Annotated in this window: 26 protein-coding genes and 1 tRNA gene; 11 read left to right on the top strand and 16 right to left on the bottom strand. The window is 72.8% G+C overall.

The genetic code is table 11. The annotated features are described in order from the left end of the window. Nucleotides 1–64: 64 nt before the first annotated feature. The 10 genes from HGB44_RS06035 to HGB44_RS06080 all read right to left on the bottom strand — a co-directional run bounded on the left by HGB44_RS06035 (nucleotide 65) and on the right by HGB44_RS06080 (nucleotide 6,886). Complete coding sequence (locus tag HGB44_RS06035; RefSeq protein ID WP_061081757.1) at nucleotides 65–568, bottom strand: hypothetical protein; 504 nt, start codon at nucleotides 566–568, stop codon at nucleotides 65–67. A 180-nt stretch (nucleotides 569–748) separates the two neighbouring features. Continuing rightward, nucleotides 749–1,753, bottom strand: a complete 1,005-nt coding sequence (locus HGB44_RS06040; protein ID WP_061081756.1) for an ABC transporter ATP-binding protein — start codon at nucleotides 1,751–1,753, stop codon at nucleotides 749–751. Between the two features lie 2 nt (nucleotides 1,754–1,755). Next, entirely contained in the window at nucleotides 1,756–2,592 is an 837-nt protein-coding gene (locus tag HGB44_RS06045; protein ID WP_061081755.1) for an ABC transporter permease, read from the bottom strand. Then, complete coding sequence (locus HGB44_RS06050; protein ID WP_061081754.1) at nucleotides 2,585–3,385, bottom strand: ABC transporter permease; 801 nt, start codon at nucleotides 3,383–3,385, stop codon at nucleotides 2,585–2,587. Before HGB44_RS06050 ends, HGB44_RS06045 begins: the two co-directional genes overlap by 8 nt. 444 nt (nucleotides 3,386–3,829) lie before the next feature. After that, nucleotides 3,830–4,615 (bottom strand): hypothetical protein, encoded by a 786-nt coding sequence (locus HGB44_RS06055; protein WP_061081753.1) that lies wholly within the window; start codon nucleotides 4,613–4,615, stop codon nucleotides 3,830–3,832. Nucleotides 4,616–4,617: 2 nt separating this feature from the next. After that, complete coding sequence (locus tag HGB44_RS06060; RefSeq protein ID WP_061081752.1) at nucleotides 4,618–5,256, bottom strand: DUF6286 domain-containing protein; 639 nt, start codon at nucleotides 5,254–5,256, stop codon at nucleotides 4,618–4,620. 19 nt (nucleotides 5,257–5,275) lie between these two features. Beyond that, entirely contained in the window at nucleotides 5,276–5,770 is a 495-nt protein-coding gene (locus HGB44_RS32390; protein WP_061081751.1) for an Asp23/Gls24 family envelope stress response protein, read from the bottom strand. Next, nucleotides 5,767–5,952, bottom strand: a complete 186-nt coding sequence (locus tag HGB44_RS06070; RefSeq protein WP_061081750.1) for a hypothetical protein — start codon at nucleotides 5,950–5,952, stop codon at nucleotides 5,767–5,769. Before HGB44_RS06070 ends, HGB44_RS32390 begins: the two co-directional genes overlap by 4 nt. Nucleotides 5,953–6,005: 53 nt before the next feature. Beyond that, complete coding sequence (locus HGB44_RS06075) at nucleotides 6,006–6,512, bottom strand: Asp23/Gls24 family envelope stress response protein (RefSeq protein ID WP_061081749.1); 507 nt, start codon at nucleotides 6,510–6,512, stop codon at nucleotides 6,006–6,008. A 182-nt stretch (nucleotides 6,513–6,694) separates the two neighbouring features. Next, a complete protein-coding gene (locus HGB44_RS06080; protein WP_061081748.1) occupies nucleotides 6,695–6,886 on the bottom strand; it encodes a hypothetical protein in 192 nt (63 codons plus the stop codon). 207 nt (nucleotides 6,887–7,093) lie between these two features. Here HGB44_RS06080 and HGB44_RS06085 point away from each other — a divergent pair, with 207 nt between their 5' ends. The 3 genes from HGB44_RS06085 to HGB44_RS06095 all read left to right on the top strand — a co-directional run bounded on the left by HGB44_RS06085 (nucleotide 7,094) and on the right by HGB44_RS06095 (nucleotide 9,539). Beyond that, nucleotides 7,094–7,642 (top strand): RNA polymerase sigma factor, encoded by a 549-nt coding sequence (locus HGB44_RS06085; RefSeq protein ID WP_061081787.1) that lies wholly within the window; start codon nucleotides 7,094–7,096, stop codon nucleotides 7,640–7,642. Further along, a complete protein-coding gene (locus HGB44_RS06090; protein WP_061081747.1) occupies nucleotides 7,633–8,190 on the top strand; it encodes an anti-sigma factor in 558 nt (185 codons plus the stop codon). The genes HGB44_RS06085 and HGB44_RS06090 overlap by 10 nt, the downstream gene beginning before the upstream one ends. Before the next feature lie 164 nt (nucleotides 8,191–8,354). Beyond that, a complete protein-coding gene (locus HGB44_RS06095; RefSeq protein WP_061081746.1) occupies nucleotides 8,355–9,539 on the top strand; it encodes a DUF418 domain-containing protein in 1,185 nt (394 codons plus the stop codon). 162 nt (nucleotides 9,540–9,701) lie between these two features. Here the strand turns inward: HGB44_RS06095 and HGB44_RS06100 are convergent, their stop codons facing one another. Further along, complete coding sequence (locus HGB44_RS06100) at nucleotides 9,702–10,193, bottom strand: hypothetical protein (protein ID WP_231972519.1); 492 nt, start codon at nucleotides 10,191–10,193, stop codon at nucleotides 9,702–9,704. Between the two features lie 314 nt (nucleotides 10,194–10,507). On the opposite strand from HGB44_RS06100, the gene HGB44_RS06105 reads away from it, so the two are divergent. Together HGB44_RS06105 and HGB44_RS06110 are read left to right on the top strand one after the other, a co-directional pair. After that, on the top strand, nucleotides 10,508–11,446 hold the full coding sequence (locus tag HGB44_RS06105) for an ACT domain-containing protein (RefSeq protein ID WP_061081745.1): 939 nt from the start codon (nucleotides 10,508–10,510) through the stop codon (nucleotides 11,444–11,446). A gap of 208 nt (nucleotides 11,447–11,654) precedes the next feature. Continuing rightward, entirely contained in the window at nucleotides 11,655–12,392 is a 738-nt protein-coding gene (locus HGB44_RS06110) for a L,D-transpeptidase family protein (protein ID WP_061081744.1), read from the top strand. A 41-nt stretch (nucleotides 12,393–12,433) separates the two neighbouring features. Here HGB44_RS06110 and HGB44_RS06115 read toward each other — a convergent pair whose 3' ends face one another. After that, nucleotides 12,434–13,978: a stealth family protein gene (locus HGB44_RS06115; protein WP_061081785.1), complete on the bottom strand. Its 1,545-nt coding sequence runs from the start codon at nucleotides 13,976–13,978 to the stop codon at nucleotides 12,434–12,436. Nucleotides 13,979–14,392: 414 nt separating this feature from the next. Between HGB44_RS06115 and HGB44_RS06120 the strand changes: the two genes are divergently transcribed. From HGB44_RS06120 to HGB44_RS06130, 3 genes are all read left to right on the top strand, one after another. Further along, nucleotides 14,393–15,151: a protein phosphatase 2C domain-containing protein gene (locus tag HGB44_RS06120; protein ID WP_061081743.1), complete on the top strand. Its 759-nt coding sequence runs from the start codon at nucleotides 14,393–14,395 to the stop codon at nucleotides 15,149–15,151. A gap of 427 nt (nucleotides 15,152–15,578) precedes the next feature. Beyond that, entirely contained in the window at nucleotides 15,579–15,992 is a 414-nt protein-coding gene (locus HGB44_RS06125; RefSeq protein ID WP_061081742.1) for a hypothetical protein, read from the top strand. A gap of 352 nt (nucleotides 15,993–16,344) precedes the next feature. Then, nucleotides 16,345–18,048, top strand: coding sequence for a choice-of-anchor I family protein (locus HGB44_RS06130; RefSeq protein WP_061081741.1), 1,704 nt, complete (start codon nucleotides 16,345–16,347; stop codon nucleotides 18,046–18,048). Nucleotides 18,049–18,094: 46 nt separating this feature from the next. Here the strand turns inward: HGB44_RS06130 and HGB44_RS06135 are convergent, their stop codons facing one another. Continuing rightward, entirely contained in the window at nucleotides 18,095–18,808 is a 714-nt protein-coding gene (locus tag HGB44_RS06135) for a DUF2306 domain-containing protein (protein ID WP_061081740.1), read from the bottom strand. Between the two features lie 177 nt (nucleotides 18,809–18,985). Here HGB44_RS06135 and HGB44_RS06140 point away from each other — a divergent pair, with 177 nt between their 5' ends. Further along, nucleotides 18,986–19,456: a dihydrofolate reductase family protein gene (locus HGB44_RS06140; RefSeq protein ID WP_231972518.1), complete on the top strand. Its 471-nt coding sequence runs from the start codon at nucleotides 18,986–18,988 to the stop codon at nucleotides 19,454–19,456. Between the two features lie 39 nt (nucleotides 19,457–19,495). Here HGB44_RS06140 and HGB44_RS06145 read toward each other — a convergent pair whose 3' ends face one another. Continuing rightward, nucleotides 19,496–20,752, bottom strand: coding sequence for an FAD-binding protein (locus HGB44_RS06145; RefSeq protein WP_061081739.1), 1,257 nt, complete (start codon nucleotides 20,750–20,752; stop codon nucleotides 19,496–19,498). Nucleotides 20,753–21,262: 510 nt separating this feature from the next. Here HGB44_RS06145 and HGB44_RS06150 point away from each other — a divergent pair. Next, nucleotides 21,263–22,321, top strand: a complete 1,059-nt coding sequence (locus tag HGB44_RS06150) for an LPXTG cell wall anchor domain-containing protein (RefSeq protein WP_061081738.1) — start codon at nucleotides 21,263–21,265, stop codon at nucleotides 22,319–22,321. A gap of 231 nt (nucleotides 22,322–22,552) precedes the next feature. After that, nucleotides 22,553–23,125, top strand: coding sequence for a DUF4232 domain-containing protein (locus HGB44_RS06155; protein ID WP_231972517.1), 573 nt, complete (start codon nucleotides 22,553–22,555; stop codon nucleotides 23,123–23,125). A 355-nt stretch (nucleotides 23,126–23,480) separates the two neighbouring features. Here HGB44_RS06155 and HGB44_RS06160 read toward each other — a convergent pair. Together HGB44_RS06160 and HGB44_RS06165 are read right to left on the bottom strand one after the other, a co-directional pair. Next, nucleotides 23,481–23,556 (bottom strand) — tRNA-Arg (locus HGB44_RS06160). A 178-nt stretch (nucleotides 23,557–23,734) separates the two neighbouring features. Further along, nucleotides 23,735–24,670 carry a glycoside hydrolase family 16 protein gene (locus HGB44_RS06165; RefSeq protein ID WP_231972659.1) on the bottom strand — a complete coding sequence of 312 codons (936 nt, stop codon included), beginning with the start codon at nucleotides 24,668–24,670 and terminating at the stop codon, nucleotides 23,735–23,737. Nucleotides 24,671–24,734: the final 64 nt, after the last annotated feature.

The raw sequence follows: 24,734 nt of genomic DNA on the forward strand, positions 1-24,734 counted from the left end.
CCGCGGTAGGCGCGTGCCCTCCGTCCGCCCGGGGGCGGGCGCACCCGTCATCCGGTCCTGTCCCCTACACCGACGCGCTTTCCGGTCGTCCGGAGGCCTTGGCGAAGAAGCGGTTCGAGGAGGGGGCGAACGTCAGCACGGCGGCCGTCGCCACCGACGCGATGTGCGCGGTCCGCAGCGCCGGGTACAGCGGCCCGTGCGACGCGTGGCCCATCGCGTCGAGGATCCCGCCGCCCTCCAGCACGGCCAGCACCAGGGGCCCGACCAGCGTGCCCAGGCCGCCCACCACGCCGAGCCCGACGACCAGGGCCGCCCGCGCCCACCGGTGGCCCCGCGCGAACCACACCACCACCAGGGCCGCCGACGTGTAGACCGCCAGGCGCAGCGCGAGCCCCGGCCACGGGACGCCCTCACCCGCCGCGACCATGCCCGCCAGCGCCACCGCGCTCTCGGCGACACCGCAGGCCACCGCCGTCGCCCACGCCGCGGCCGCCCAGCGCACCGGGCCGGGAACCGTCCTGCGCACCGGGTAGGGAACCGTCTCGCGCGCGATCTCAGGGTTTCTCATGCCCTCCAGGATTCTCCGGAACGGGACCGGTCTCCAGGGTGTCCGTTCCCCTCCGGGAGTGGTGCGCGCGCCACCCGCCGTCGGCGCGGAAGGGTTCACCACCCGCCCCTTCGCCGTGATCTTGTACTTATAGCGAGGTTCGAGCGCCGACATCGGCTATAAGTACAAGATCATCGCAGTTCAGAGCCCTTTCGTTTCCTCTGGGCTCCGCGTCCCCCGGTACAGCGCGGCCACCACGCCCTCGATGTCGGGTTCGCGCAGGGTCAGGTCGACCACCTCGTGCCGCTGGGCGACGCGGGAGATCACCGCCGCCGGGTTCTCCGACAGCTCCAGCCACTGGCGCGGGCCGTCCACGCGCACGCACCGGCCGCCCTCCACCTCGATGGCCGGCGCGGGCTCGGCCAGGTCCACGACCAGCACGCGCGGCGCGGGCACGCTCGCGCGCAGTCCGTCCAGACCGCCGTCGTAGGCCAGGCTCCCCCGGTCGATGACCACCACCCGCTCGCACAGGCGCTCCACGTCTCCCAGGTCGTGCGTGGTCAGCAGGATGGTCGTGCCCTCCTCGGCGTTGAGCCGGAGCAGGAACTCGCGGATGCTCGACTTGCTGACCACGTCCAGACCGATGGTCGGCTCGTCCAACACCAGTAGCCGGGGGCCGTGCAGCAGCGCCGCGGTGAGGTCGCCGCGCATGCGCTGGCCCAGGCTGAGCTGGCGCACCGGGGTGGCCAGGAACGGCCCCAGTTCCAGGAGTTCGGTCAGCTCGGCCAGGCGGCGGGCGTGGTCGGCGGCCGGGATCCGGTACATGTGCCGGGTCAGCTCCAGGCTGTCCCGCAGCGGCAGGTCCCACCACAGGGTGGTGCGCTGGCCGAACACCACGCCGATCCGGCCCGCCAGCCTCGTCCGCTGGCGTGAGGGCTCCAGACCGGTCACCCGCAGGCGTCCGGAGGTGGGGGTGAGGATGCCCGTGAGCATCTTCATGGTGCTGCTCTTCCCGGCACCGTTGGGGCCCAGGTAACCGACGATCTCACCGGGCCGCACGGTGAGGTTGACGTCGCGCACGGCGCTGACGGTGCGCCGCCTGCGCCGCAGGAACGGCCCCTCGGACAGGACGAAGTCGCGGCCCAGGCCGACGGCCTCGATGATCGGCTCGGCGGCGGACGCGCCGGACTCACGGACGGAGGTCATGCTCAGCTCCCGGAGGATCGGTAGTGACGCAGCCCGAAGCGCCAGCAGGCGGCGGCGACCAGGCACAGGACGGCGGCGACGAGGGGTGTGGCGTGACGCAGGGCGTCCGGCAGCCCCGTCGGGTCGGGGCGGTCGAGCAGGTACAGGACGGGCTGCCAGGTGACGAAGGCGAGCGGCAGTACGAAGGTCACCGCACGCACGAGGTCGCGGCCGTAGATGGCCAGCGGGTACTCGGTGAGGGCCTGGCCGCCGTAGGTGATCGAGTTGGCCGCCTCACGGGCGTCGGCGACGAAGAACTGGAGACACGCCCCGATGACCCAGACCGCGCAGCAGATCGCGGTCCCCGACACCAGCAGCACCGGCAGCATCAGCACCCTGCCGGGGGTCCAGTCGATGTCGCACGCGGCCAGGGCGAAGGCGACCACGACCGTGCCCGGGACGATCCGGCCCAGGCGGCGCGGCGCGAACCGGTCGGTCGCCATCTGCACGAGCGGTGGCACCGGGCGCACCAGCATCGCGTCGAGCGTTCCGGCGCGGATGTGCTGCCCCAGCCGCTCGACGTTGCCCAGCAGCATGTCGGCGCAGGCGAAGGCGGTCGCGGCCAACCCGGCGATGAGCAGACCCTCGGCGAGGCTGAACCCCTCCAGCCGCCCGGCGTGGCCGAACACGACGAGGACGGCGCCGATCTCGGCGAACACGCCTATCGAGGTCGCCAGGGTCATCAGCACCAGCGAGGTCGGGTACTGGGCCAGGGCACGGCACCAGGTCCAGGCCAGCAGCAGGTAGGCGCGCAGCGGCCAGGCCACGGACTCGCGGGCGCGGAAGAGCAGGTCAGCCACCCTGGACCACCACCCTGCGGGTCGCGCGGGCGGTGACCCACGCGCCCAGGCCGAACAGGGCGGCGGCCCACCACGCCTGGAGGGCCAGCCCGCCGAGCACGGTGCCGCCCGGCAGGGTGTCCTTGCCGAGCATGATCTCGGCGGGGATCTGGACCATCGACGCCCACGGCAGCAGCCGCAGGGTGTCGGCCGGCGCCGGGGGGAACAGGGTGAGCGGCAGCAGCATCCCGGCGGCCACCGGGCCGAGCAGCCCGGCCACCGCCCAGATCCCGCTGGAGTCCAGGAGCCAGAACCCGGCCAGTTCGTACAGGTAGCGCAGTCCGAACGAGACCAGTGTGGCCAGCACGGCGGACAGCAGGACGGCGGCCCAGCGGACCGGGTCGCCGGGCAGGTCCAGGTCGAACAACAGCATCCCCACGGTGAACGTGGGCACCCCGCGGAAGACCAGGTTGAACGTGGCCCGGCCGAGGTCCTCGGCCAGCCACCAGCCCTGGAGGGAGACCGGCCGCATCAGGTCGGTGCCCACGGCGCCCGAGCGCACCCGCTCGCCCAGTTCCAGGGGCGGGCCCATGATGGCGACCATGCCGATCAGGCCCTGGCTGACGAACACCTGGGTGACGGCGTCCCCGGCGTCGTAGCCGTTGATCTCGGGGCGCGCCGCGAACAGGGCGAGCATGACGGTGGCGTTGATCGTGCCGAAGACGGAGTTGGTGAAGATCCCGGCGATCGTGGCCGCGCGGTAGGTGGAATAGCGGTGCAGCCCTCGGGCGTACACCGCGAAGTAGACGCGCACGGGCGTGGACTCCTGGTGTGTCGAGACGTGCAGGTGGTGAACTACCGGTCTCGACACCGGGGGCCGGGGAGACACGGGGGTCCGGCACGTCCCTGTCGCACGGGGCTCAGGTCCGGGTCGCCGCGAGTGGCGAAGATAGCACACACGGGACCGCCGCCGGTCCGGATCACGACGGAATCGGGGCGTGCGGAACACGGGTGTGATGACGGGGGCGGGGTCACGCCGGTGTCTCCCCTTGTACAGGCGGACCGCGCCGCCCCCGTCGCCCGCCCGGCCCCGCCCCCTCCCCTCAGCGGGGGCGCGCGGACCAGGCGGGGTCTTCGCTCCCGCATCCCCTCGGCGGGGTGTGCGGGACAGTGGGGTGTCTGCTCCTGCTTTCCTTCGACGGGGCGTGCGAGGCAGGTGAGGTGCCTGCTTGCGTTGCGCCTCGGCGGGATGTGCGGCTCAGGCGAGGTCTCTGCCCCCGCCGCGCCCCGAGACCGACATGCGCACGACGGTGGGCAGCCGCTCTAGTTCCAGGGACGCGCGCAGGGAGCCGACTCCCTCGTCCCGGCAGGTGCGCCACACGTCCACGGGATCGGCGTCCTCGGTCAGCACCAGGTCGAGCCACAGGCGCGGCTCCCGCGCGGACTCGGTGAACCTCGCCCTGCCGCGCACCACGCGCGGGTGCGCGCTGAGCCGGGTGGCCAGGGCGTTCCCGGCGGCGGACGGCGACACCTCGGTCCGCCCCGACGCCGTGTCCGGGCCCACGAGCAGCCTGCGCGGGCGGTACGCGCGGCCCTGGACCAGCAGCCAGCGCACCGACAGCACGGTGAGCACCAACGCGACCGCCGCGGCGGCGTGTGGGGTCCAGGGCCAGGCCAGGGCCCGTGCCACCGGTTCGAGGCCGGTCAGCGGGGCGGCGGCGGGACCGTCGCCGAACAGGCCGCCGCCGACGGCGAGCCCGGCCGCGCCGACGACCAGGAGTACCAGGCCGGTGAGGAACAGCCCGAGCCGGTTGCCCCGAGCCGTCCTCCTGCTGCGGCGGTGGGGGAAGCCCCGGATCGTGGACCGGGTCGGTGCGCCCCCGTGTGCCGCGCTGGCGCGTGTCGTGCCGGTGCCGACTGCGCCTGCGTCCACCGGGTCCGCGTCGCCCGGACCGGTGTCGTCCGGACGGGTATCGGCTGGGTCCGCGTCGCCCGGACGGGTGTCGGCTGGGTCCGGTTCCGGTACGGATCGCCGTCCGTCCATGCTCACGCCTCCTCCCGCACCCGGACGCGGACCCTCGGGGCGCGGACCGGGACGAGTTCCTCCAGCCTCCGCCGCACGGCCGCGTCCACGTCCCGCCTCAGCCGGCGGTCGCCGCGTACGTGCGTGCGCGCCAGCACCCGCACCGTGCCGCGGCCCACCCGCACCCGCGCGCCGCGGATACCGTCCACCCCGCGCGCCGAGACGGCGAGGAGGTCGCGCAGCGCCCGACGGGACAGGCCCACGGCCATGTCGCGGTCGTCGGTGCGCAGGACCAGGTGGCCGCCGTACCCGGGCAGCGACGCCGCGATCAGCAGCGTCAGGCCCAGGGCGGCGGCGACCGCGGAGGCCAGCATGGTCTCGGGCGCCTCCCACGGGGTCGTGGCGGCGTGGGCGACCATGCCGTCCACCGCGGGGAACGGCGCGGGCAGGCCGACCAGGCTCGCGGTGATCACGGCGAGTACCAGCCCGGAGACCACCGCCACCGAGGCGGCGACCACGACGGCGGGCAGCGCCCGCCGGGGCCGGAAGACCCTCACCGCGGTCCGCCGGGCCCTCCGGCTTCCGTGTTGGCTCCCGGGCGGGAGGTCGCCCGGGGCCGCGGACGCCTCTCGGGTCCGCTCCTCCTCCTGGAGGGAAGTCATGTCCGCTTCCTCCGATGGCTCAGCGCACCCGCGGCGCGGGTACGAGTTCGACGATCTCGATGTCGGTGCTGTGGACGGTCAGCCCGGTGAGGCCCTCCACCGTGGCGACCACGTGCGCGCGGACCTCCTCGGCGGTGCGGGCGAGCGGGGAGGGGTAGGCGACGGCGATCTCCAGGCGCAGCCCCACACGGGAGCCGCCCCGGCGTACCTCGGCGCGGGCCGTCCGGCCCTCGCCCACCAGCCCGCCCAGCCGGTCGCCCAGGGGGCGGGTGGACCGGTGCTCGGCGGCGGCCGCGCACGCCAGGCGGCGGACCGCCCGGTCGGACACGACCGTGGTGCCGCGCTCCTCGGGCGGTAGCCGGGGCGCGCGCCGGTCCGGCTCGGCGCCGGACCGCGCACGCGCGTCGGGCGTTCCGGCGGCGGTCTCCGCGCCTGCCCCGGCTCCCGCGGCCACCGCGGCGTCATCCCCGGCGGCCGGGCCGCGGCTCCCCGGGAAGGCCTCGGCGGCGCTCACCGGCGACCGCCGCGCTCACGGCGCGTGAACAGCTCCGCGAGGTCGACCTCGCCCTCGTAGGCCCTCCCCGCCAGGAAGCCCGCGGCCCCCAGGGCCAGGACCAGGAGGAAGGCCCCGAAGCCGCCGAAGGCGGCGGCGAGGCCGAGGACCGCCCCGAAGGCGAGTCCGACGATCGACCACATGGGTCCTCACTCCCTCACATCGTGTCTGCCGGTGTGCCGCTGCCGCTCCGCCGTCACCTGACCCTCGGTTCGGCGGCGGTGGAGCGGCCTTCCTCCTCGTCCGGCAGGTGGATGTCGTCCACGGTCACGTTGACCTCCGTGACCTCCAAGCCGGTCATCCGCTCCACACCGGAGATGACGTTGCGCCGCACGACGGCCGCCAGGTCGGGGATCGAGACGCCGTACTCGACGACGAGGTTGATGTCCACCGCGGCCTGGCGCTCGCCGACCTCCACGGCCACGCCGCGCGCCGCGGTGCTGGTGGAGGTGGAGCCGGGGATGCGCTCGCGGACGGCGTCGAAGGCGCGTCCGGCCCCGCCGCCCATGTGGTGGACGCCCCGGACCTCCCGGGCGGCCATGCCGGCGATCTTGGCGACCACGTGGTCGGCGATCGAGGTGCGCCCGGTGTCAGTGTTCAGTTCGTGGGAGTGCTGGGCGCGCACGGGGACGGTGCTCGCGCCGCCCGCCTCGCGCAGCTCGGCGGGGGCGGGTCCACTGTTCTGGGCGCTCTTCGCGGCCATGGTCGGATCTCCTTGCGTTGTCGGGTTCTCGGTTCGGGGTGGAAACGGGCGGCCCGCCGCGGGCGGGCCCGTCCGCCGGTCCTTCGGTCGGGGCCGCCGGTGCCGCTCCGAGCTGGACCTTCGGTCTTCCCCGGGCGGCGCCGCCGACTCCTCCTCCTTCTCCGTCGGCGGCGTTGCGGCCTCTACCGCCGGTGGCTCCGTGAGGAGGCCGTGAAGCGGGCCGCCGCGTCGACGACCGCGTCCCGGCTGTCGGTCCGGACGTGCTCCGGCACGGCGCCGGGGGTGCGGGCCGGGGGCGGAGTCCCCGCCGGGGCGGCCGCTCCGGCGGCGCGCCAGGCGGCCGTTCTCCTGGGGTCGAACCCGGTCTCTCCCATGGCGGTGCTCCTCGCTCGCTCGGCGTCGCCCGTCGTGGCGCCGTCACAGGGAAGGACACGGGGGAGGGCCGTCGGCTCACGGTCACTTTCATGTGACCTGCGTCACCGCCAGTGTGGGGGAGGCTCGGGCGCGGGGCTGCCGTGTTCGGGCAGAAACCTGGGGTAGTTTCTCTGTGCTCGTGTACGGGAGGGGTGGCCGCGGCGACGATGCACAGGGAAACCGCACTTCCGGAGAGCGTGCTCGTGGAGCGCGCCCAGGACGGGGACGACAGGGCGTTCGAGGACCTCGTCCGTCGGCACCAGGACGCCGTCTACCGGATCGCCCTGCGTGTGCTGCGCGATCCCGCCGACGCGCGGGACGCGGCACAGGAGGCCCTGGTCACCGCGTGGCGCAGGCTTCCCGAGCTCGCCGACCCGCAGAGCTTCCCCGCCTGGCTCAACCGCATCGTGGGGCGGCGCGCCCTGAACATGCTGCGTGCCCGCAGGCCGGTGGAACCGGTGGAGGACGACGAGCGGCTGGAGGCACGGGAGCCCGGGCCGGCGGGGGTGACGCTCGCGGGCGACCTGCGCGAGGCTCTGCTCGAAGCCCTGTCGGGACTGCCGCCCCCGCAGCGGATCTGCTGGGTTCTGCGCGAAATGGAAGGATTGGGCTATGAAGAGATAGCGGAGATCGTCGACACGACCCCGACCGCTGTGCGTGGACGTATTCACCGCGCGCGTACCCATCTCGTGGAGGCGCTTGAGCCATGGCGGTAGACCCGTCCGACGACCACGACCGACTGCCCTGCGGAACCTCGGTGGACGCACTCCTGAGGGACCTGCTGTCCGGTCGGCTCACCGAGCACGAGTCCGCCTGCGAGCACTGCCGGGCGGAGGCGAGTGGGCTGCGCCCGCTCGTCGACGCGGTGCGCCGGGACGGCGAGGAGGAGGTCACCGCTCCTCCCGGGCTGCTCGCGGACGTCATGCGCGTGGTGCGTGCGGAGCGCCGCTCCGAGGGGACGATCGTCCTGAGCGGCTCCGGTCCCGGCGGCACCGAGGTCAGGGAGTCGGCCGTGGCGGCCATGCTCCGGACCTCAGTCGAGTCCGTCCCGGGCGTCGTGGTCGGCCGCTGCCGCGTCGAGCAGACCCGCGAGGGCCTCTCCGTCCGGGCCACGGCGCGGGTCGCCGTCGGCTTCCCCATCCCCGACGCCGCCGACGCCGCCCGGCGCGCCATGCGCTCCCTGGCCGAACAGCGGCTGGGCCTGTCCGTCGCCCGCCTGGACATCGATGTCGTCGACCTGGACGACCCGGCCCGGGGCCGGTGAGGACGGAGCCGTCCGCGCCTTCGCCCGCCGGCCCTGCCCGGCCGTCCGCGCGGACGCCGGCGTGGCCGTTCGGATGGCCGATCGGCTGATCCGGGCGGACCGCCGCCCTGCCAGCCTGGAGTTCCCGGAACACCGGGAACCCGGCTCAGGGAAGGGAAGAGACGATGGACGCCACCGCCGTGCCGCGGCCCGACACCGGGCGCAGGCTCGCCCCCGACCTGGCCAGGGGGTTCATGCTGCTGCTCATCGCGATGGCCTACGCCGGGGTGTACGCGGGCGCGGGTTTCGGCACCGACGTGTCCGGCGAACCCCTGCCGGACCGGATCGCGGCCCTCGCGACCACGCTGCTGCTGGACAACCGGGCCTTCCCGATGTTCGCGATCCTCTTCGGCTACGGGATGGCGTGGATGGTCGCCCGGCAGACCGCGCGCGGCGCGCGTGAGGAGGAGGTCCGCCGCCTGCTGCGCCGCCGCGGGGCGTTCCTGCTGCTGTTCGGGTTCGTCCACGCGCTGCTGGTGTTCCCCGGCGAGATCCTGACCTCCTACGGGCTGGCGGCCCTGGTCACCGGGTGGCTGCTGCTGCGCCCGAACAGGGCGCTCGTGCGCGCCGCGGCCGTGTTCGCCGCGCTCTACGCGCTCACCGTCCCCCTGGCGATGGTCGGCATGAACCTCGGGCGGCTGACGGCGGGGGAGGAGGCGTACGCCGTGGCGGGTTACCTGACCGCCGAGGACTGGGTGACGCGCCTGGCGGGGCTCCCGTTCAGCCCGCTGGTGGTGGCGCTCGCCTACCCGCTGTTCCTGCTGGTCGTCCTGGGCTACCTGGCGGGCCGCGCGGGCCTGCTGGACGACCCGGAGGCGCACCGCGCGCTCCTGGTCCGGATCGCCGCGGCGGGTGTGGCCGTGTCCCTCGCGGGGGCGCTGCCCTCCTCCCTGACGGCGGTCGGCGCGCTGGAGCCGGGCGCGGTGCCGGGCGGGCTGCTCATGGCGCTCCAGGTGCTGACGGGGGTGTGCGGCGGAGCCGGGTACGCGGCGCTGTTCACCCTGTGGGCGATCCGGCTGGAACGCGCACCCGGGCCGCTCACCCGCGCCGTCGCGGCGGTGGGCCGGCGCTCCCTGACCTTCTACATCCTCAACTCGGTGCTGGTGGCGGTGGTCCTCCACCCCGACCTGGTCGGCCTGGGCACGCGCGTGGGCGGTGCCGGTGCGCTGGCCGTGGCCCTGCTGGCCTGGCTGGTCGGCCTGGGCGCGGCCGCGTCGCTGGAGCGCGCGGGACGCCCCGGACCGCTGGACGCGCTGATGCGGCGGCTCGTGTACGGCGGGGGCCGCGCGCGGGGCCGGACCGCGGCCTGAGCCCGCGCGCCGGCACCACCCGCCTTGTGCGTCGGAACCCGGGGCCCGGACCGCGCACCGGAAGCCCGGGGCCGGGAACCCGGACCGCGGAGCCGGGCCCGCGCTCTGACGGCCGGTACGCGCGGTCGGTACCCGAGCGGGGCCCTGCCGACTGACGGGAACTCAGCGAGAGCTGTACCGGGGCGTCGCGCGGTGGAGTGCGCGTCCGCCGAACGTGTCCTGCTCCTCCGCCTTCCGGCGGGGGACGGGAACGCCGTCGGCGGGGCGGACGCCGTTGTCGCACAGCGCCAGCCAGTCGCCGCGCGCGGGAACGAGCGCGAGCACGACCATGGTCAGCCCCAGGGACGTGAGCAGCGCTGACGCGAGCATCATCTCGGGGGTCGCCCAGAGCTGGTGGTGGCCGTGGGTGTCGAACCACAGCGACGTCCGGTGGTGCAGGGGACTGCCCGCCAGGGTGGTGGTGATCTCGGCGGTCGCCAGGAGGGCCAGCAGGGAGGCGACGGCCCCGGTGACCAGGAGGGGCAGCGGGTGCCGGGCGCGCAGTGTGCGCACCGGGATCCCGGAGTCGTCCGGTGTTCGCGGGTGCGGATAGCGGGCCTCGTTCCGCGGTCCGATCCTGGTCACGTCGCGCTTCATGTGTTCCGTGTGCTCCATGCGTCGTGTGGACGGGAGGCGTCCACCGGGAGGATGTCGTCATGGGAAGGACACGCGGGTGTCGTTCCACCTCACGTTAGAAGCGCTGTGCGGCACGGCACATTCCGTGTGCGCGAAGCCGGACGAGCTGGCGTCCCTGCTGGTCGGGCGGGTTTCCTGAGAGCGTCGCGACCACGGGAACGCCGATGCGGCAGCCGTTTCCGGACCTGGCCGGGAGCCGTTCGCCTCCGGAGTGGCCAGAGTCACTCTCCGTCGTTACCGGTCCTTCACGCGGGTGCGAACGGGCGCAACGTCGCCCTGGGATCTTCGGTCCCATGGACGCTTCCGAAGGACGGCACGGAACCGACGACCACCGCCACGGCTTCTTCGGCCGAGAGGCGCTCGACCTGGGCACCCTGCTCCTCGCCGCCGGTGCGGCGCACCTTGTGGTGCTCTCCCTCGGACACAGCGACGCGGGCGTCCGCGTCCTGATCACCGTGGGTCTGCTGCTGCTCGCGGTCTCCGCGGTCCACCGGTGGCGCCGCCACAAGGCCGCGTCCGCTCCCCGGCCGCCCCGGGACTCCGGAGCGGTGGACGCGGCCGGGAGCGCCGAGCCGTTCCGGAGTGCGCCCTCGGACGGACGGTCCGCCGGGGGCGGACCCGCGGTGTCGGACGGCTCCCCCGGGGGGAGGGAAGCGGCGCGTGCCCCGTCCGACGACCTGCTGTGGAGTGTCCGCGTGACGGTCGCCGACGTGCCCGGCGGCCTGGCCGCGCTCACCGCGCGGTTCGCCGCCCTCGGGATCGACATCCGGCTCATGCAGGTGCATCCGGCGGGGGCGGACGCCGTGGACGAGTTCTTCGTCAGCGCTCCCGCGCACGTGGGCGAGGGCGACCTGTACACCGCCGTACGGGAGGCGGGCGGACGCGACGCCGCCGTGCGCCGTGCCGACGTCCACGAGCTCAGCGACACCACCAGCCGCACGCTCGCCCTGGTCAGCGCCCTGGTCACCGGGGCGACCACGCTGGAGCGCTCGCTGCTGTCCCTGGCCTCGGCCCGGGCCGTGGAGCACACCGCCGAACCGTCCGCCGGGACGGCCCGCGAGGACCTGTCCGGCACGGTCATGACCCTCCCCGCGCCCGGCGGCGGCGTCCTGACCGTCCGCAGGGGGGCCGTCCCCTTCACCGCAGTGGAGTTCGCCCGGTGCCGGGCCCTGGCCCACGTCGCCTCGTCCCTGCACGCGCGCTCGCACAGCCCGGGCCCAGGACGGCGCTGAACCCGGTCGGGCGCGCCCCAGGCTCCCGTGCGCCGAGCGGCCCGTACCCGGGGCGGCCACTGCCAGCGCGTCCCCGTACGTCCCCATACGTCCGCCGTCGAGGAACCGCCAGCGCGTCTTCGCACGTCCGCCCGCACACGGAGGCGGGATTCGTCCACAGGTCCTACGGGGCGGGGAGAACCGCGTGCGGGGTGGGTAAGGAGGACGTATGGCAACCCCCCGATTCCTCCCGACACCGCACCCGAAACACACCCTCCTCCTGGCCGTGGCCGCGGCGTTCGCCCTGCTCCTGGGCACCGCCGTGGCGGCTCCGGCCGCGCACGCCGCCCCGGCCCCGGTCAGCGCCGGACCGGAGCTGCGCCAGGGCAGCTCCGGAGCCGGGGTGACCGCCGTCCAGGAACGCCTCGCCGAACTGGGTTACTGGATCGACGGCGTGGACGGCCAGTTCGGCTTCCACACCGAGCAGGCCGTCGTGGCGCTCCAGAAGGCCGCCGGGATCACCCGCGACGGCGTCGTGGGCCCCGACACCCGTGCCGCCCTCGCCGAGGGCGTGCTTCCCGAGGCCCAGAACACCTCCGGCGACCTGTTGGAGATCGACCTGGACCGGCAGCTGCTGCTGGTGGTCTCCGGCGGCGAGGTGGAGCGGGTCCTCAACACCTCCACCGGATCCGGTCAGCCCTACGAGTCCTCGGACGGCACCGAGCGGATCGCCACCACACCGACCGGCTCCTACACCGTCTTCCGCGAGGTCGACGCCTGGGACCCCGGGCCCTACGGGGCGCTGTACAGACCGAAGTACTTCAACGGCGGCATCGCCGTGCACGGGTACCCGGTCGTCCCGTCCCAGCCCGCCTCCCACGGGTGCGCCCGGGTGAGCCTGGCCGCGATGGACTGGCTCTGGGAGAGCGGCAGCATCGACGTGCACACCACCGTCCTGGTGCGCTGACCCGAAGGGGCGGCCCGGCCGTGGCCGGGCCGCCCCGCCCCTCACCGCTCGAAACCGCTCCTGAAGGGAAAGTAGTCGCCGAGGAACTCGTCGACGTGCCTCTCGGCCGCCTCGTCCGGTTCCGTGGTGTCGTTCACGCAGAAGGTGTCGAAGTTGCGCTGGACCAGCAGGGCCCCGGTCCGGTACCGCACCGCGTCGAGGTCGGCCAGGTTGAGGTAGGTGTAGCGCAGACCCCCCATCACCGCCCTGCCCGTGAACAGCGCGTAGTAGTTGTGCAGGGACGACGGCACGGAGTGGTCGTCCGGGTGCCGGAACCGCGACGCCGCCGTCCGCGAGAACACCTCGGGGAACCTCTCCTCCAACTCCTGGACCACCGACCGGCGCTGCGGGATGGGCGTGTGCTTGAACTTGGACACGGGCACCCTGCCGAAGTGCTTCTCCAGCAGCGCGCCGTTGCGCTTGGCGGCGGCGTCCACGGGCTGGTCCTCCTCGCTGACCTCGCCCAGGCCGAAGCGGTAGGGGGAGGGGTTCAGCTTCACGAGCCCGTTGGGGTGGAAGAAGAGGGAGGGGGACACGGGACGGCCGAAGAACACGTCGTCGTTGAGGTACAGGTAGTGCTCCGCCAGGCCCTCGATGTGGTGCAGTTGCGACTCGATGGCGTGCGAGTTGAACACCGGAAGGACCGACGGGTCACCGAAGATTTCCGTGTGGTCGACCACCCGTACCCGCGGATGGTCGGTGTTCAGCCACGGCGGCGTCTGGCCGTCGGTGACGACGTAGACGTTGCGTACGAAGGGGGCGAACATCTCCAGCGACCGCAGGGAGTAGAGGAGTTCGTCCCGACTGGTGTAGCGGGAGTCGGAGGCGGAGTGCGGGTTGGCCGGGGTGTTCTCGCCGAGGTGGGCGTCGCGCTTGGCGCGCCAGGCCTGGTCGGACCCGTCGACCCAGGTGTAGACGGCGTCGACGGGAAAGGTGATGTCGGTGGCGAGTTCCCAGGTGAAGGCGTCCAGAGTGGGATGGGTCCGGTCGCCGACCCTGACCTCGGCGGTCTTGCGGGCCCTGGCGGGGATCACCTCGCTCACCGGGTTGGGCTGCGGCGCGATGAGTGATTCCCGCAGGACGTGCTCGGGCGCCACGACCCGGAGTCGGCCGAGCCTCTCCTCACGGTCGGGAGAGGCCAGGAACCGCTCGCCCTCCTGCCAGAACTCCACGGTGAAGCCGTGGGCGGGTCCGACGACCGCGGGACCCCGGTCGCCGACGACGTGCTCTCCGAGCCGGACCACCGGAGCGCGGCGGAGCCCGCGCAACCGGAGCGGGGACAGGGGCCGGTACCCGCCCGGGGTCCTCACGTACGAACCGCGGAGGCTGTAGCGGGTGGCGAGGACCGACAGGACCTCGGCCCTGTCCTCCTCGGACACGGCGACCGAACGGTGGTACACGCCGTTGGACCGGGAGAGGAAGTAGTCGATCCCCCGCTCACGCAGGAGGTCGGTGAAGCGGTTCGTCTGTCGGGCGACGAAGTCCTCGATGTCGAAGGGGCCGGACCAGCGCCGTGCGAGGACGGGTTCGCGCCGGTAGGTCGACACGGTGAGTTCCGGGTCCCTCCTCCGGTGCCTCCATGAGACGGGAAGGAAGAGGACCTTCCTGACCGGGACCGGAACCATTCTCCTGAGTATTCTCCTGACTCTCCGGAAGTAGTAGGGAATATTCCACATGGGGGGATCCATCCTGTTCTCGTCTTCTTGTCCTTGTTCTGGTCCTTGCGTGTGCGGGTCCCCGCTTTCGTCGCGGGGCGTGCTTCCTCTGCTCGCGTCCTCGCCGGATCCGGGCCGTGCGATGTCGGCGGTCTCCGGAAACGTACCGAATCGTTCATCTACCCGAAAGCTGTGCTTTCCATGGGTGTAAATTTCAGGGGTAGATAGCGTGCGGTCATCGTGCCTCCGAGCTGGGGGCACGGTGCCCACGACAGGACGCGCCGTCCGTGAACGGGAGATCCGGGAATGCCCTTCCGCGTCGCCACGGAGCCGGGCGATCCCGGCCGACCCAACGAGGACTTCGCCGCGGCGACCGCGACCAGTGCGGTCCTCCTGGACGGGGCGAGCGCGCCACGGGACGTGGAGACGGGCTGCTCCCACGGGGTGGCCTGGTACACCCGGCGGCTCGGCGCGCTGCTGCTTGCGGGGGCCGACGCGGGACTCCCCCTGCGCGAGGCCCTGGCCGAGGCGATCGTGACGGCCTCCGCCCTGCACGCGGACACCTGCGACCTGGGCAACCAGGAGAGCCCGTCCGCCACGGTCGTGGCGGTGCGGGCGGACTCCGACGCACTGGAGTACCTGGTGCTGTCCGACTCCGTGCTGCTGGTGGAGGGCGGGGCCGGAGTGCACGTGCTCACCGACACCCGTCTGGACGACCTCAGGGACGACCTGGCCCGCCGGGGGAGCCCCTGGGACGCCATCCGCGCGTACCGCAACGTTCCCGAGGGTTTCTGGACGGCGGGAGCCCACCCCCGGGCGGCTGAGGAGGCGCTGACCGGAACCCTGCCCCTCGGGCGCTTCACCGCCATGACCGACGGGGCGAGCCGGGTGGTCGACCTCTTCGGCGACCTGGATTGGGACCAGGCGTTCGCCCTGGTTTCGGACATGGGGCCGCGCGCGCTGCTGGACCGGGTGCGCGCGCTGGAGGCCGCCGACCCCGACCGGCTCCGTCATCCGCGCGGCAAGGGGAGCGACGACGCCACGGTACTGGCGTGGACACCGTGATCCTGGTTACGGTCAACCTTAAATTGCATATTCGGACAAAACAATCTCGCAGCCCCGGGATCTTTCCCCCTGACGTCCCAGGTGGTCGCGTTGTGGGCGCTGCCGCGAGGGAGGACGTTTTGCCCAGTGTTCCAGATGCCCTTTGTTGCCCTTTGTGGTAAAAGCGCACAACAGTGGAAGCAGCGGCGGCGACGTCACACACGGGGGAGACCAACGCCTCTCCGAACCCGTGTCGCCAGGCGCTTTCGCGTTCCGTGTTCATCCGGTAGGTTTCTCCGTAACCGAACCGCCGGAGTTCTCCCCACAACAGCTGGTATCCGGCCTTCGTTGTTCTCTCCATCCCCCGCGCCCGCGTGTACGCCGAACAGGCGCAGCGCGTACGGGAGAACCCCCTGACGTCGATTTCGACCGGTGAAAAGGAGAAGGTGTGACCACCACGGGCGTCCTCGAACCCACCGGACCGAACCGGTCCCTCGGTCACACCAGCTGGCTCGACCGTGTCCTCACGACCCCCAGCTCCGCCGTCGAGCGCCACCCGACCGTCCGTGCCCTGGACGGCTACGAGCATCGGCCCAACCCCCTGGACGCCGGGACTCCCGCGGAGTTCCTGCTGGTCATGCGCCGCTACCTCGTCTGGGCGGGCGACTGGTCCTACCTGGAGCTGGAGTACCTGTGCGGGGCAGCGGTGCGGGCGACCACCTTCCGCGACGTCCTGGAGGGGACCCAGCTGCCCAGGTACGTGTTCCTGATGGCCTTCGTGACCGCCTGCGCCGGTGAGGACGCCGGTGAGCGCCAGCGCTGGACGACCGCCTGGCACAGGCTCCGGTCGGCCGGTTACTGACTTCCCTCCTCCGGCCCTCTTCCCGGATTCGCACCGCACGCCCGTCACACCCGGTACCGCCGCGGCCGAATAACCGTTGAACCGGCGGCGCTCCCTTTTCCGGTGCCGTTCGGACACGCGTTGGCAGCGGTCCTTTCACGAGTCCTTCCGGTTCTCCGGTGTTCCGGATTTCTCGATCCGCCCGCGGAATTCCTCCAGCGCCAATAGCATGAGGCGCGCCCCCGCGACCGGGACGGCCGCCCTCCGCCTTCATCCCCGCGTCACCGGGCGTTCCACTGATCCATGCCCGCCCCTGGTTGGCTTCGGCGCGGGCGTGACCGCGTCCATCCCCCGGAACCACCAGGAAGCACGCATGCGCAAGATCACGGCGGCCGCGGTGTCCCTCGCCGTCGCCCTCACAGGGACGGTGGCCCCCGCCCACGCGGAGCGGCGGGAGCCCGGCGAGGGAGGGCGCGACGGCGTCGAACTGTCCGCCCTCGGCAGCTACCACACCGGCTCCTTCGACGAGGCGGCGGCGGAGATCGTCGCCCACGACCCGCGCACCCAGCGCCTGTACGTGGTCAACGCCCTGGCCGCCGCGGTGGAGGTGCTCGACGTCTCCGACCCGGCGGCCCCCGCCAAGCTGTTCGACCTGCGCACGCCCGGGATCGAGGCGGCCGACGGATCGGTGGTGCCGGAGGGCGCGGTCGCCAACTCCGTGGCGGTCCACGGCGGCACCGTGGCCGTGGCGGTGGAGGCCCCCGACCGCACCGAGAACGGCTGGGTGGTCTTCTACGACACCGGCGGCACCGCGCTCAACGCGGTCAGGGTCGGCGCCCTGCCGGACATGGCCACCTTCACGCCCGAGGGCAGGCTGCTGCTGGTGGCCAACGAGGGGGAGCCCAGCGACGACTACTCGACCGACCCCGAGGGGTCGGTGAGCGTCATCCGCGTGGACCGCAGGCCCGCCGCCGTCACCCAGGACGACGTCCGCACCGCCGACTTCCGCGCCTGGGACGGGGAGAGGGAGCTGCCCTCGGGGGTGCGGGTGTTCGGACCGGACCTGTCCACCGGCGAGGAGGGCACCCCGGGCCGGGTGGCGCGCAACCTGGAACCGGAGTACATCTCCGCTGACACCGCCCACAGCGCCCAGGTGGTGCTCCAGGAGGCCAACGCCGTCGCGCTGCTGGACCTGCGCACCGCCGAGTTCACCGACATCGTGCCCCTCGGCCTCAAGGACCACATGGAGCCCGGCAACGAGCTGGACGTGTCGAACCGGGACGACGGGATCCGCATCGCCAACTGGCCGGTGTACGGCATGTACCAGCCCGACGGGTTCGACACCTACCGTTGGCGCGGCCAGACCCTGATGGTCACTGCGAACGAGGGCGACACCCGCGACTGGGACGGCTACTCCGAGGAGACCCGTCTCGGCGACCTGGCCGAGGACACCCCGCTGTGCGAGGACTCCCCGCGCCTCCGGGAGTTCCTGGCCGGCAACGACCTGGGCATCGACAGCACCGAGGAGCTGCTCGACGAGGCCAACATGGGCAGGCTGAAGGTCACCGCCGCCGAGGGCCTGCGCGAGGACGGCAGCTGCTACGAGGACGTGTACGCGTTCGGCGGGCGCTCGTTCTCGATCTTCACCGCCGAGGGCGAGCTGCTCTTCGACTCCGGGTCGGACTTCGAGCGGATCACCGCCGAGGCCGCGCCGGAGTTCTTCAACTCCGACCACGCGGAGAACGCCTTCGACAACCGCAGCGACGACAAGGGCCCCGAGCCCGAGGGGGTCGTGCTCGGCGAGGTGGCGGGCCGTACCTACGCGTTCGTGGGACTGGAGCGGGTGGGCGGCGTGATGGTCTACGACGTCACCGACCCCCGGGAGGCGTCCTTCGTGCAGTACCTCAACAACCGCGACTTCACCGCCGAGCCCGGTACCCGCGAGGCGGGCGACCTCGGCGCGGAGGGCCTGGCCTTCATCAGCGCCTCGGACTCGCCGATCCGGGGCGTCCCGATGCTGGCCGTGGCCAACGAGGTGTCCGGCTCGACCACCCTGTACCGGGTCGACCCGGCCTGATCGGACTGCTCCGCCGGGCCGCCTCCCGGGGGCCCGGCGGCGGCCGTCACGCGCTCCGGTAGGAGGCGGAGCCCCGGCGGGACCGCCGCAGGCACCACTCGGCGACGAGGAGGTTGGGCACCCAGCACAGCCACGCGATGCCCTGGTAGACCTCACGGAAGACCGCCTCCTCGTCACCGCCGTGCGCCGGGCCGAGCAGCGGTGTGAGGGCGGGCACCAGCACCGGCACCAGCACGCGCAGCATCACCCCGGCCATCGTCAGTGCGAACAGGCGCAGCATCCACTCCCTGTGGTCGGCGCGGCGGCCCTGCCGGATCGCGCGGTACCCGGCCACGCCGATGGAGAACCACAGCACGGCCAGCAGTGAGAACCCCGCCTGAGCGGCGAAGCCGTAGGTGCTCATCACGCCCACGACCAACCCGGAGAGCGCGCCGGGGAACACCCCGGCGAACAGGTGGATCCGGCCGATCACACGGTGCGCCCCGCCTCGGCGCAGGGCGGGGAACAACTGGAGGGGAGCGGTGGTGAGCGCGATGACCGAAGCCGCCACGTGGACCAGCAGGAACGGGTAGTGGGGCGGCCAGTCCGGCCTCAGTTCCACCTGGGAGGCGTCGGGGTCCAGGCCCACGTAGGCGGAGGCGGCGAACACGGCGACCAGCGCGCACAGCGTCGTCACGGTGGCGAGTACGGCGGTGCGGCGCCTGCGCCGGGGAGCGGGGCTGGAGGCCGGAGGCGAGAGGGTGCCGGAGGGAGGGGGCATCGTTCTTCCTTCGGTGGGAAGGGACGTGGCTTCCCCTCAACGCTGGCCGTCGACGGGGGCGCGCGGTATCGGGTTCATCCCGGAAGATCGGCGGCCCCGAGGTCGTCCGTGGGGACCGGACCCCGGAACCCCCTAGGGAACGCCGCCACCGGTTGTTCTCCCGCCCCCCGCCCCCGGGTGTCCTCAGGGCGGGGCCGCCGAGACGGGCGCCCCCGCCGGTGGAGGGGACGGGAGGCCACCGCCCTGCTTCTCGGCCGCCGCAGCTACGAGGCCTTCGCTCCGGCCTGGCCGACGACGGTGGAGGAGTTCGCCGGGTACAACGCCATGCCCCGGTACGTCGTCTCGACCACGCTCGCCGAGCAGGACCCGCGCTGGCCGGCCACCGTCCTGCGTTCGCTCGACGACGTGGCCGAGTTCAAGAGGACCGAGGGCGGGCCCGTCTCCGTGCAGGGCAGCGCCGCCCTGGGCCGCGCCCTGGCCGACGCCGGGCTGGTCGACCGCTACCGCCTGCTGGTCTTCCCTGTGCTGCTCGGCGCGGGCAAGCGCCTGTTCAGCGACACGGACAAGGACGCCGCGAAGCTGCGCCTGGTCGAGCACGAGGCGTACTCGAACGGCGTCCAGAAGCAGGTGTTCGACGTCGTCGGCTGAGCCCTCGGAGTGCGCCGCCGGGTCGGGCCCGGCCCGGCCTCACCCGCGGGGGAAGAGGCCGTCGGTGAAGGCGTTGCGGAACTTCCCGGCCGGGTCGAGCGCGCGTGCGAGGCCCGCGAAGTCCGCCGCGCGCTCGTACCCGGCGGTGATGTCGGCCGGGGCCATCGAGGTGAGCTTGCCCCAGTGGGGGCGGGCGCCCAGCGGCAGGAGGCGCTCCTCCACGGCCGCCAGGACCGGCGCCACGGCCCGCGGGTCCGGGAGCCAGGTGAAGTGGAAGGTGACGCAGTCCCGGCCGTGGGCGGGGCTCAGCCACAGGTCGTCCGCGCGGACCGTGCGCACCTCCGCGACGTACAGCGTCGGGGCCAGCAGGTGCCCGATCCCGCGCAGGGACGCGAACGCGGCGCCCGCGGCCTCACGGGGCACGTAGAACTCGGACTGCAACTCCCTGCCCGCGCTCGGCTCCAGTTCGGGGCGGAAGTGCGGGAGCCGCTCGTGCCAGGGGCCGACGACCCCCATCTGCTCGGTGCTGGGTTCCGGAGGCATCCCCGGGACGGGGTGCACCGGCCCCGGCGCGGGCCGACCGCCACTCCAGGCGCCCCCGGGGCGGTCGGTGCGGTGCTTGAGCCACACGGCGGCCTCACCGCACCAGTCGGTGAACACGCTGACGCTGTAGGCCGCGCCGAACACGTCGTCGACGTGGTCGGCCACCTCGTCCAGGGCCACCCCGACACGGACCCGCTGGGTCATCGTGAACGCCGGTTCGATCTCCAGGGAGAGCCGGGTGACGACGCCCAGCGCGCCCAGGGCGACCACCACGCCGGGGAAGACCTCCGGGTCCGCGTCGCGGCTCAGCCAGGTCAGGTCGCCGTCGGGGCCCATGAGCTGCACCGCGCGCACGGCGGCGGACAGGCAGCGCTGGCCGTCCCCGGACCCGTGGGTGCCGGTCGCGCAGGAGCCCGCGACCGAGATGTGCGGCAGCGACGCCAGGTTCGCCAGCGCGAACCCCCGCTCGTGCAGCGCGGTGACCAGTTCGGCGTAGCGCATACCGGCGGTGACGGTGACGGTCCGGCCCCCGGCGTCGATCCCGGCCTCCGCGGGTAGCCCGTCCAGGCGCACCAGGTCGGCGTCGGAGTCGGCGACGAGGTTGAAGGAGTGGCCGCTGCCCAGGGCGCGGATCCGCGTGCTGTCGCGGACGACACGGCGCAGCTCGTCGAGGCTCCGGGGCCGGTGGATCCGCGGACTGCCGAAGGTGACGTTGCCCGCCCAGTTGGTGGTCTGCGTGAGGGGTGCTGACATGGGGCGCTCCGTGGGTGGGACGAGCGGCGTGGGGCCCGGGCTTCCCGGGCACCGCCCCGGCGGGCGGCTTCCCGGAGGATAGCCGGGCGGCCCTTCGCGGGGTTCGACCGGGGAGGACGCTCGTGTCCGGTCGACCGCACGGGGAGTCCCGTAGGCATTCGGACACATGGTACGACGTTCCAAACGTCGTAAGGTTCACGCTTCCCCTTTAACAATTGTTAGAAGAAATGGATTCCGGATGAGGCTTAATGGCCCGGCTGGTTACGGTTTTGTTGTTGTGCTCCGCTTCTTCGGGGGCGGTGTGGCATTAGGATCATTTCTCGGCGGCGGAGTGCCGCACCCGCCTCCGCCGGGCCCGAACCGCGGCCCCGGACGAAGTCCTCCCCTCCCCGCTGGTCGAGGGCGCAGCTCGTCCGCAATCCCCCATGGCCGGTCTGAGGGACACGGACCGGATCGATCCGAACGAGGATTCCCTTGACATTGTTTTCCCCCGTTTCCGCACGTCGCGCATTGCAGGGCGGTGTCGCCTTCGCCGCGTTCGGCGCGCTCAGCGTCGCGGCGGCCGTTCCCGCCCACGCCGAGAACGGAGAGATCGGTTACGCGCACGCGAACGTCGCGGACGAGGCCCGAATCACCGCGTTCTACCCGAGGGGCGCCGACTTCCACGGCACCAACCGGTACCTGGACGCCTTCGGCGGCGAGGTCTTCGCCCTCTCCCGCACCTCCGTCCTGTCGGACGTGGACAGGGACGAGCTCCGCGCCCTCGTGAGTTTCGACGAGCTCCGGATCGAGCTCACGGCGGCCGACGTCGAGGCCATGCGGGCGGAGGCCGAGGGCGGGATCTCCCAGCCCGGCCTCGAGAACCCGGAGGGGGGGTCCGACGAACTGCTCCTCCAGGCGTCCTTCACCGGGACCGAGATCGAGGCCGTCCAGGACTGGGCCGGTGACCGGGAGTTCTCCCACGACCCGGGTACCGGGTCCGTCGAGGTGAACGAACTCGGCGCCGAGATCTCCCTCGTCACCGAGGAGGCTCCTTGGAGCGACACGCTCATGGACTCTGATCTGGGAAGGGTGGAACTGTGGGGCGGGGTCCAGACCCTGGACATGGTCGTGACCTTCCCCGAGGAGGGGTTCAGCGTCTCCTACGAGGTCGGTGAGACCATCGTGGCCTCGGACACCGAGCCCGGTGCTCCGGAGGAGCCCGGCGGTGGCGAGGAGCCCGGCGGTGAGGACGGAGAATCCGGCGGTGAGGACGGAGAGTCCGGCGGTGAGGAGCCCGGCGACGGCGAGGGTGGAACCGGCGGTGAGGGCGACGACGGCACCGAGGGCGGGAGCGGCCAGGACGGTGACTCCGGCGACGTCGATGACACGAATGACGCGGATGACCGCGACTCCTCCGAGACGGAGGCCGGAAACGGCGCCGGCGGTCCTCTGGCGCAGACCGGCAGCCCGGTCGCGGGTCTGATCACCGCCGGTGCCGTGATCGCCGCCGGAGGCGGTGCCGCCGTCTACATGGCGCGCCGCAGGAAGAACGCCTCCGCGTCCGCCGAGGAGGTCAGCGAGGGCTGATCGAGGACGGTTGTCCGATCCTGACACGGCACCCGGGGATCCGATCCCCGGGTGCCGCTCCGTATGAGGGCGTCCCGACGCCGCCTGCCCGCACCGCGTTGGTAAACGGCGTTTAAATCGGTCTCTGGAGAGAACGACGCAGAGGAGACAGGCGTCGCCGCGTCAGCGGTCGGGTGTGGCCGATGTCGGCAGACGGAACACACAGCACACGGGATGAGGGGGATGCTCGCCATGACGAGCGCATTTCGCACTGGTTCGGTCCGAGTCGCGGCCCTGGGCGCGGTGTCACTGCCCGCGCTCCTGCTCGCGTCCGCGCCCGCGGTCGCCGAGGACGCCGACTCCGGTGCGGGCGCCATGAGCGTCCGCGACTGCACGGCGGCGGACCTCGAGGTGGCCGAGACGGCGCGCGAGGGGGCGGCCGGTACCGTCCACATCGAGTTCGAGCTGGTCAAGCAGGAGCCGCTCGACCCCCAGGACGACGTGGCGTGCACCATGTACCCCTCCGTCGGGAACATGTACTGGGGCGACTCCGAGGGCAACCGCATCGGGGCGGACGCGGAGGTCGAGGGCCAAGGCGGCGACGTCTTCGCGCTGTACCCGGGCGACGCGGCCACGGTGACCGTGTCCCGCCCCAACCCGCAGGTCTACGACCCCGAGGAGTGCGGCCCCACCGAGGTGGCCGGGGCCCACCTGTTCCTCCAGAACGACGAGGGCGCCGCCTACGTGCCCACGGGCGGAAACGACCGCGTCTGCGCCAACCCGGACATGGGCGCGTCGACGGTCTCCGAGATCACCCCGGCCTGACCCGGTCCGGCGCGGCTCGGTCCTCCGGGGCCGGGCCGCGCCGGTTCCTCCCCCGAACCCCCAGCCTTCCGGCCTGTCGGCGGGGGTTCGGGGTCTCGGGGAGAGCGGGTCGCCCGCTGGCCTCGAACGAGGGCGGAGAACATGCGATGCCGGAAGAGTTCACCCTGACAGGGCGGTCGAATCTTCGGAGACAGCGCTTCTCTGAGCCGTTTCGGGTGAGTGTCGGGTCAGCGCGGGGACTGTGCGGAACCAATTTCGCTCCCACGCCGGAGCCGTACGTGCGTCCGAGCTGCACACAAAGCGGCCCCGAGCCGCGTTTGACGCTGCTCAGGGCCGCTCTGCCACTGTCTCATGGTGGCGCACTCGGGAGGACTCGAACCCCCAACCTTCTGATCCGTAGTCAGATGCTCTATCCATTGAGCTACGAGTGCAGGTTGTTCAGTTGTGTGTCGCCCGGTCTCCCTGGCGACGTCTTTGACTCTATCACGCTGTCAGAGGGCCTCGAACCGTTTTGTGAGTGTGCGACCGGTCATGCCGGCGCCCCCGCCTCCTGGTCGGCCCAGGGCGGCGGGCGGCGGCCCCGGACCGGACCGGGAACGGACCAGGGCGTCAGCAGGCTCCGCCGAGGACCACCCCGTCGACGCGGGAGACACCGGCGTTGCGCTGCTCGCCCACGCGCCGGTTGACCTCCTCGGGGGCCACGGCCTCACCCTGCTGGTGGTACACCCAGTCGACGTCCTGCACGTAGGTGCTCGGGCCGCCGGTGTGGCCGCTCATGTCGACGAACCACTGGTTGAAGTTGATCGACATCGGCGACGAGGGGTAGTACTTCCCGCCGTGCTCGGCCACCAGGTGCGTGTCCACGTAGTAGCGGACCACGCCGTCCGTCACCTGGACCACCAGGTCGCGCCATCCGTCGAAGGAGCGGTTCACCACGTCGCTGGTGTTGTCCGCGACCCAGGGATCGCGCTGGTAGGTGTGGTACGAGGTCAGGTACATGGCCTCGGCGGGGGCGCCCCAGCCCGAGTTGGGCAGGTACTCGAAGTCGAGCTCGCTGTAGGCGGGATCGTTGTCGTAGGCCAGCGGCGTGATCGTGTAGAAGGTCTGGAGCACGGTGTCGCCGTCCTGGCCGGAGACCGGGGCGTCGGCGAACTTGACCTTGGCCGCGTAGGTCCCCTCGTGGAACTTCTCCTCGCCGAAGGTCAGCTCGGCCTGGCTGGTTCCCGCCGGGGTGCCGTCCGTGGTCGAGGTCAGGCGCAGCAGGGAGTCGCCGTCCTCCTCGGTGAAGGACACGTTGTCGGCGTCCCAGGACGCGCCGGGCACGCCGGGGCCGCCGGGCCAGCTGCGCACGTTCCAGCCCTGGTCGCGCAGGGCCGGGTCGGTGTGGTCGCCGTAGTCGAAGTCGTCGAAGAACAGGCCGCACGACGCGGAGGTCTGGTCGGCGACCGTCTCCACCTCGACGGGGGAGCCCGTCGCGCAGGCGGTGAGGGGGAGTGCGACGGCGCAGGCCAGGGCGATGTGGCCGGGACGGATGCGGGTTGGCACGGGAAACACCTCGGTTTCGGGAGAGGGTGGCCGGGGGCAGGGGCCGGGCCGGGGCCTCCGGTCC

The organism is Nocardiopsis alborubida (assembly GCF_012396365.1).
Taxonomy (GTDB): domain Bacteria; phylum Actinomycetota; class Actinomycetes; order Streptosporangiales; family Streptosporangiaceae; genus Nocardiopsis; species Nocardiopsis alborubida.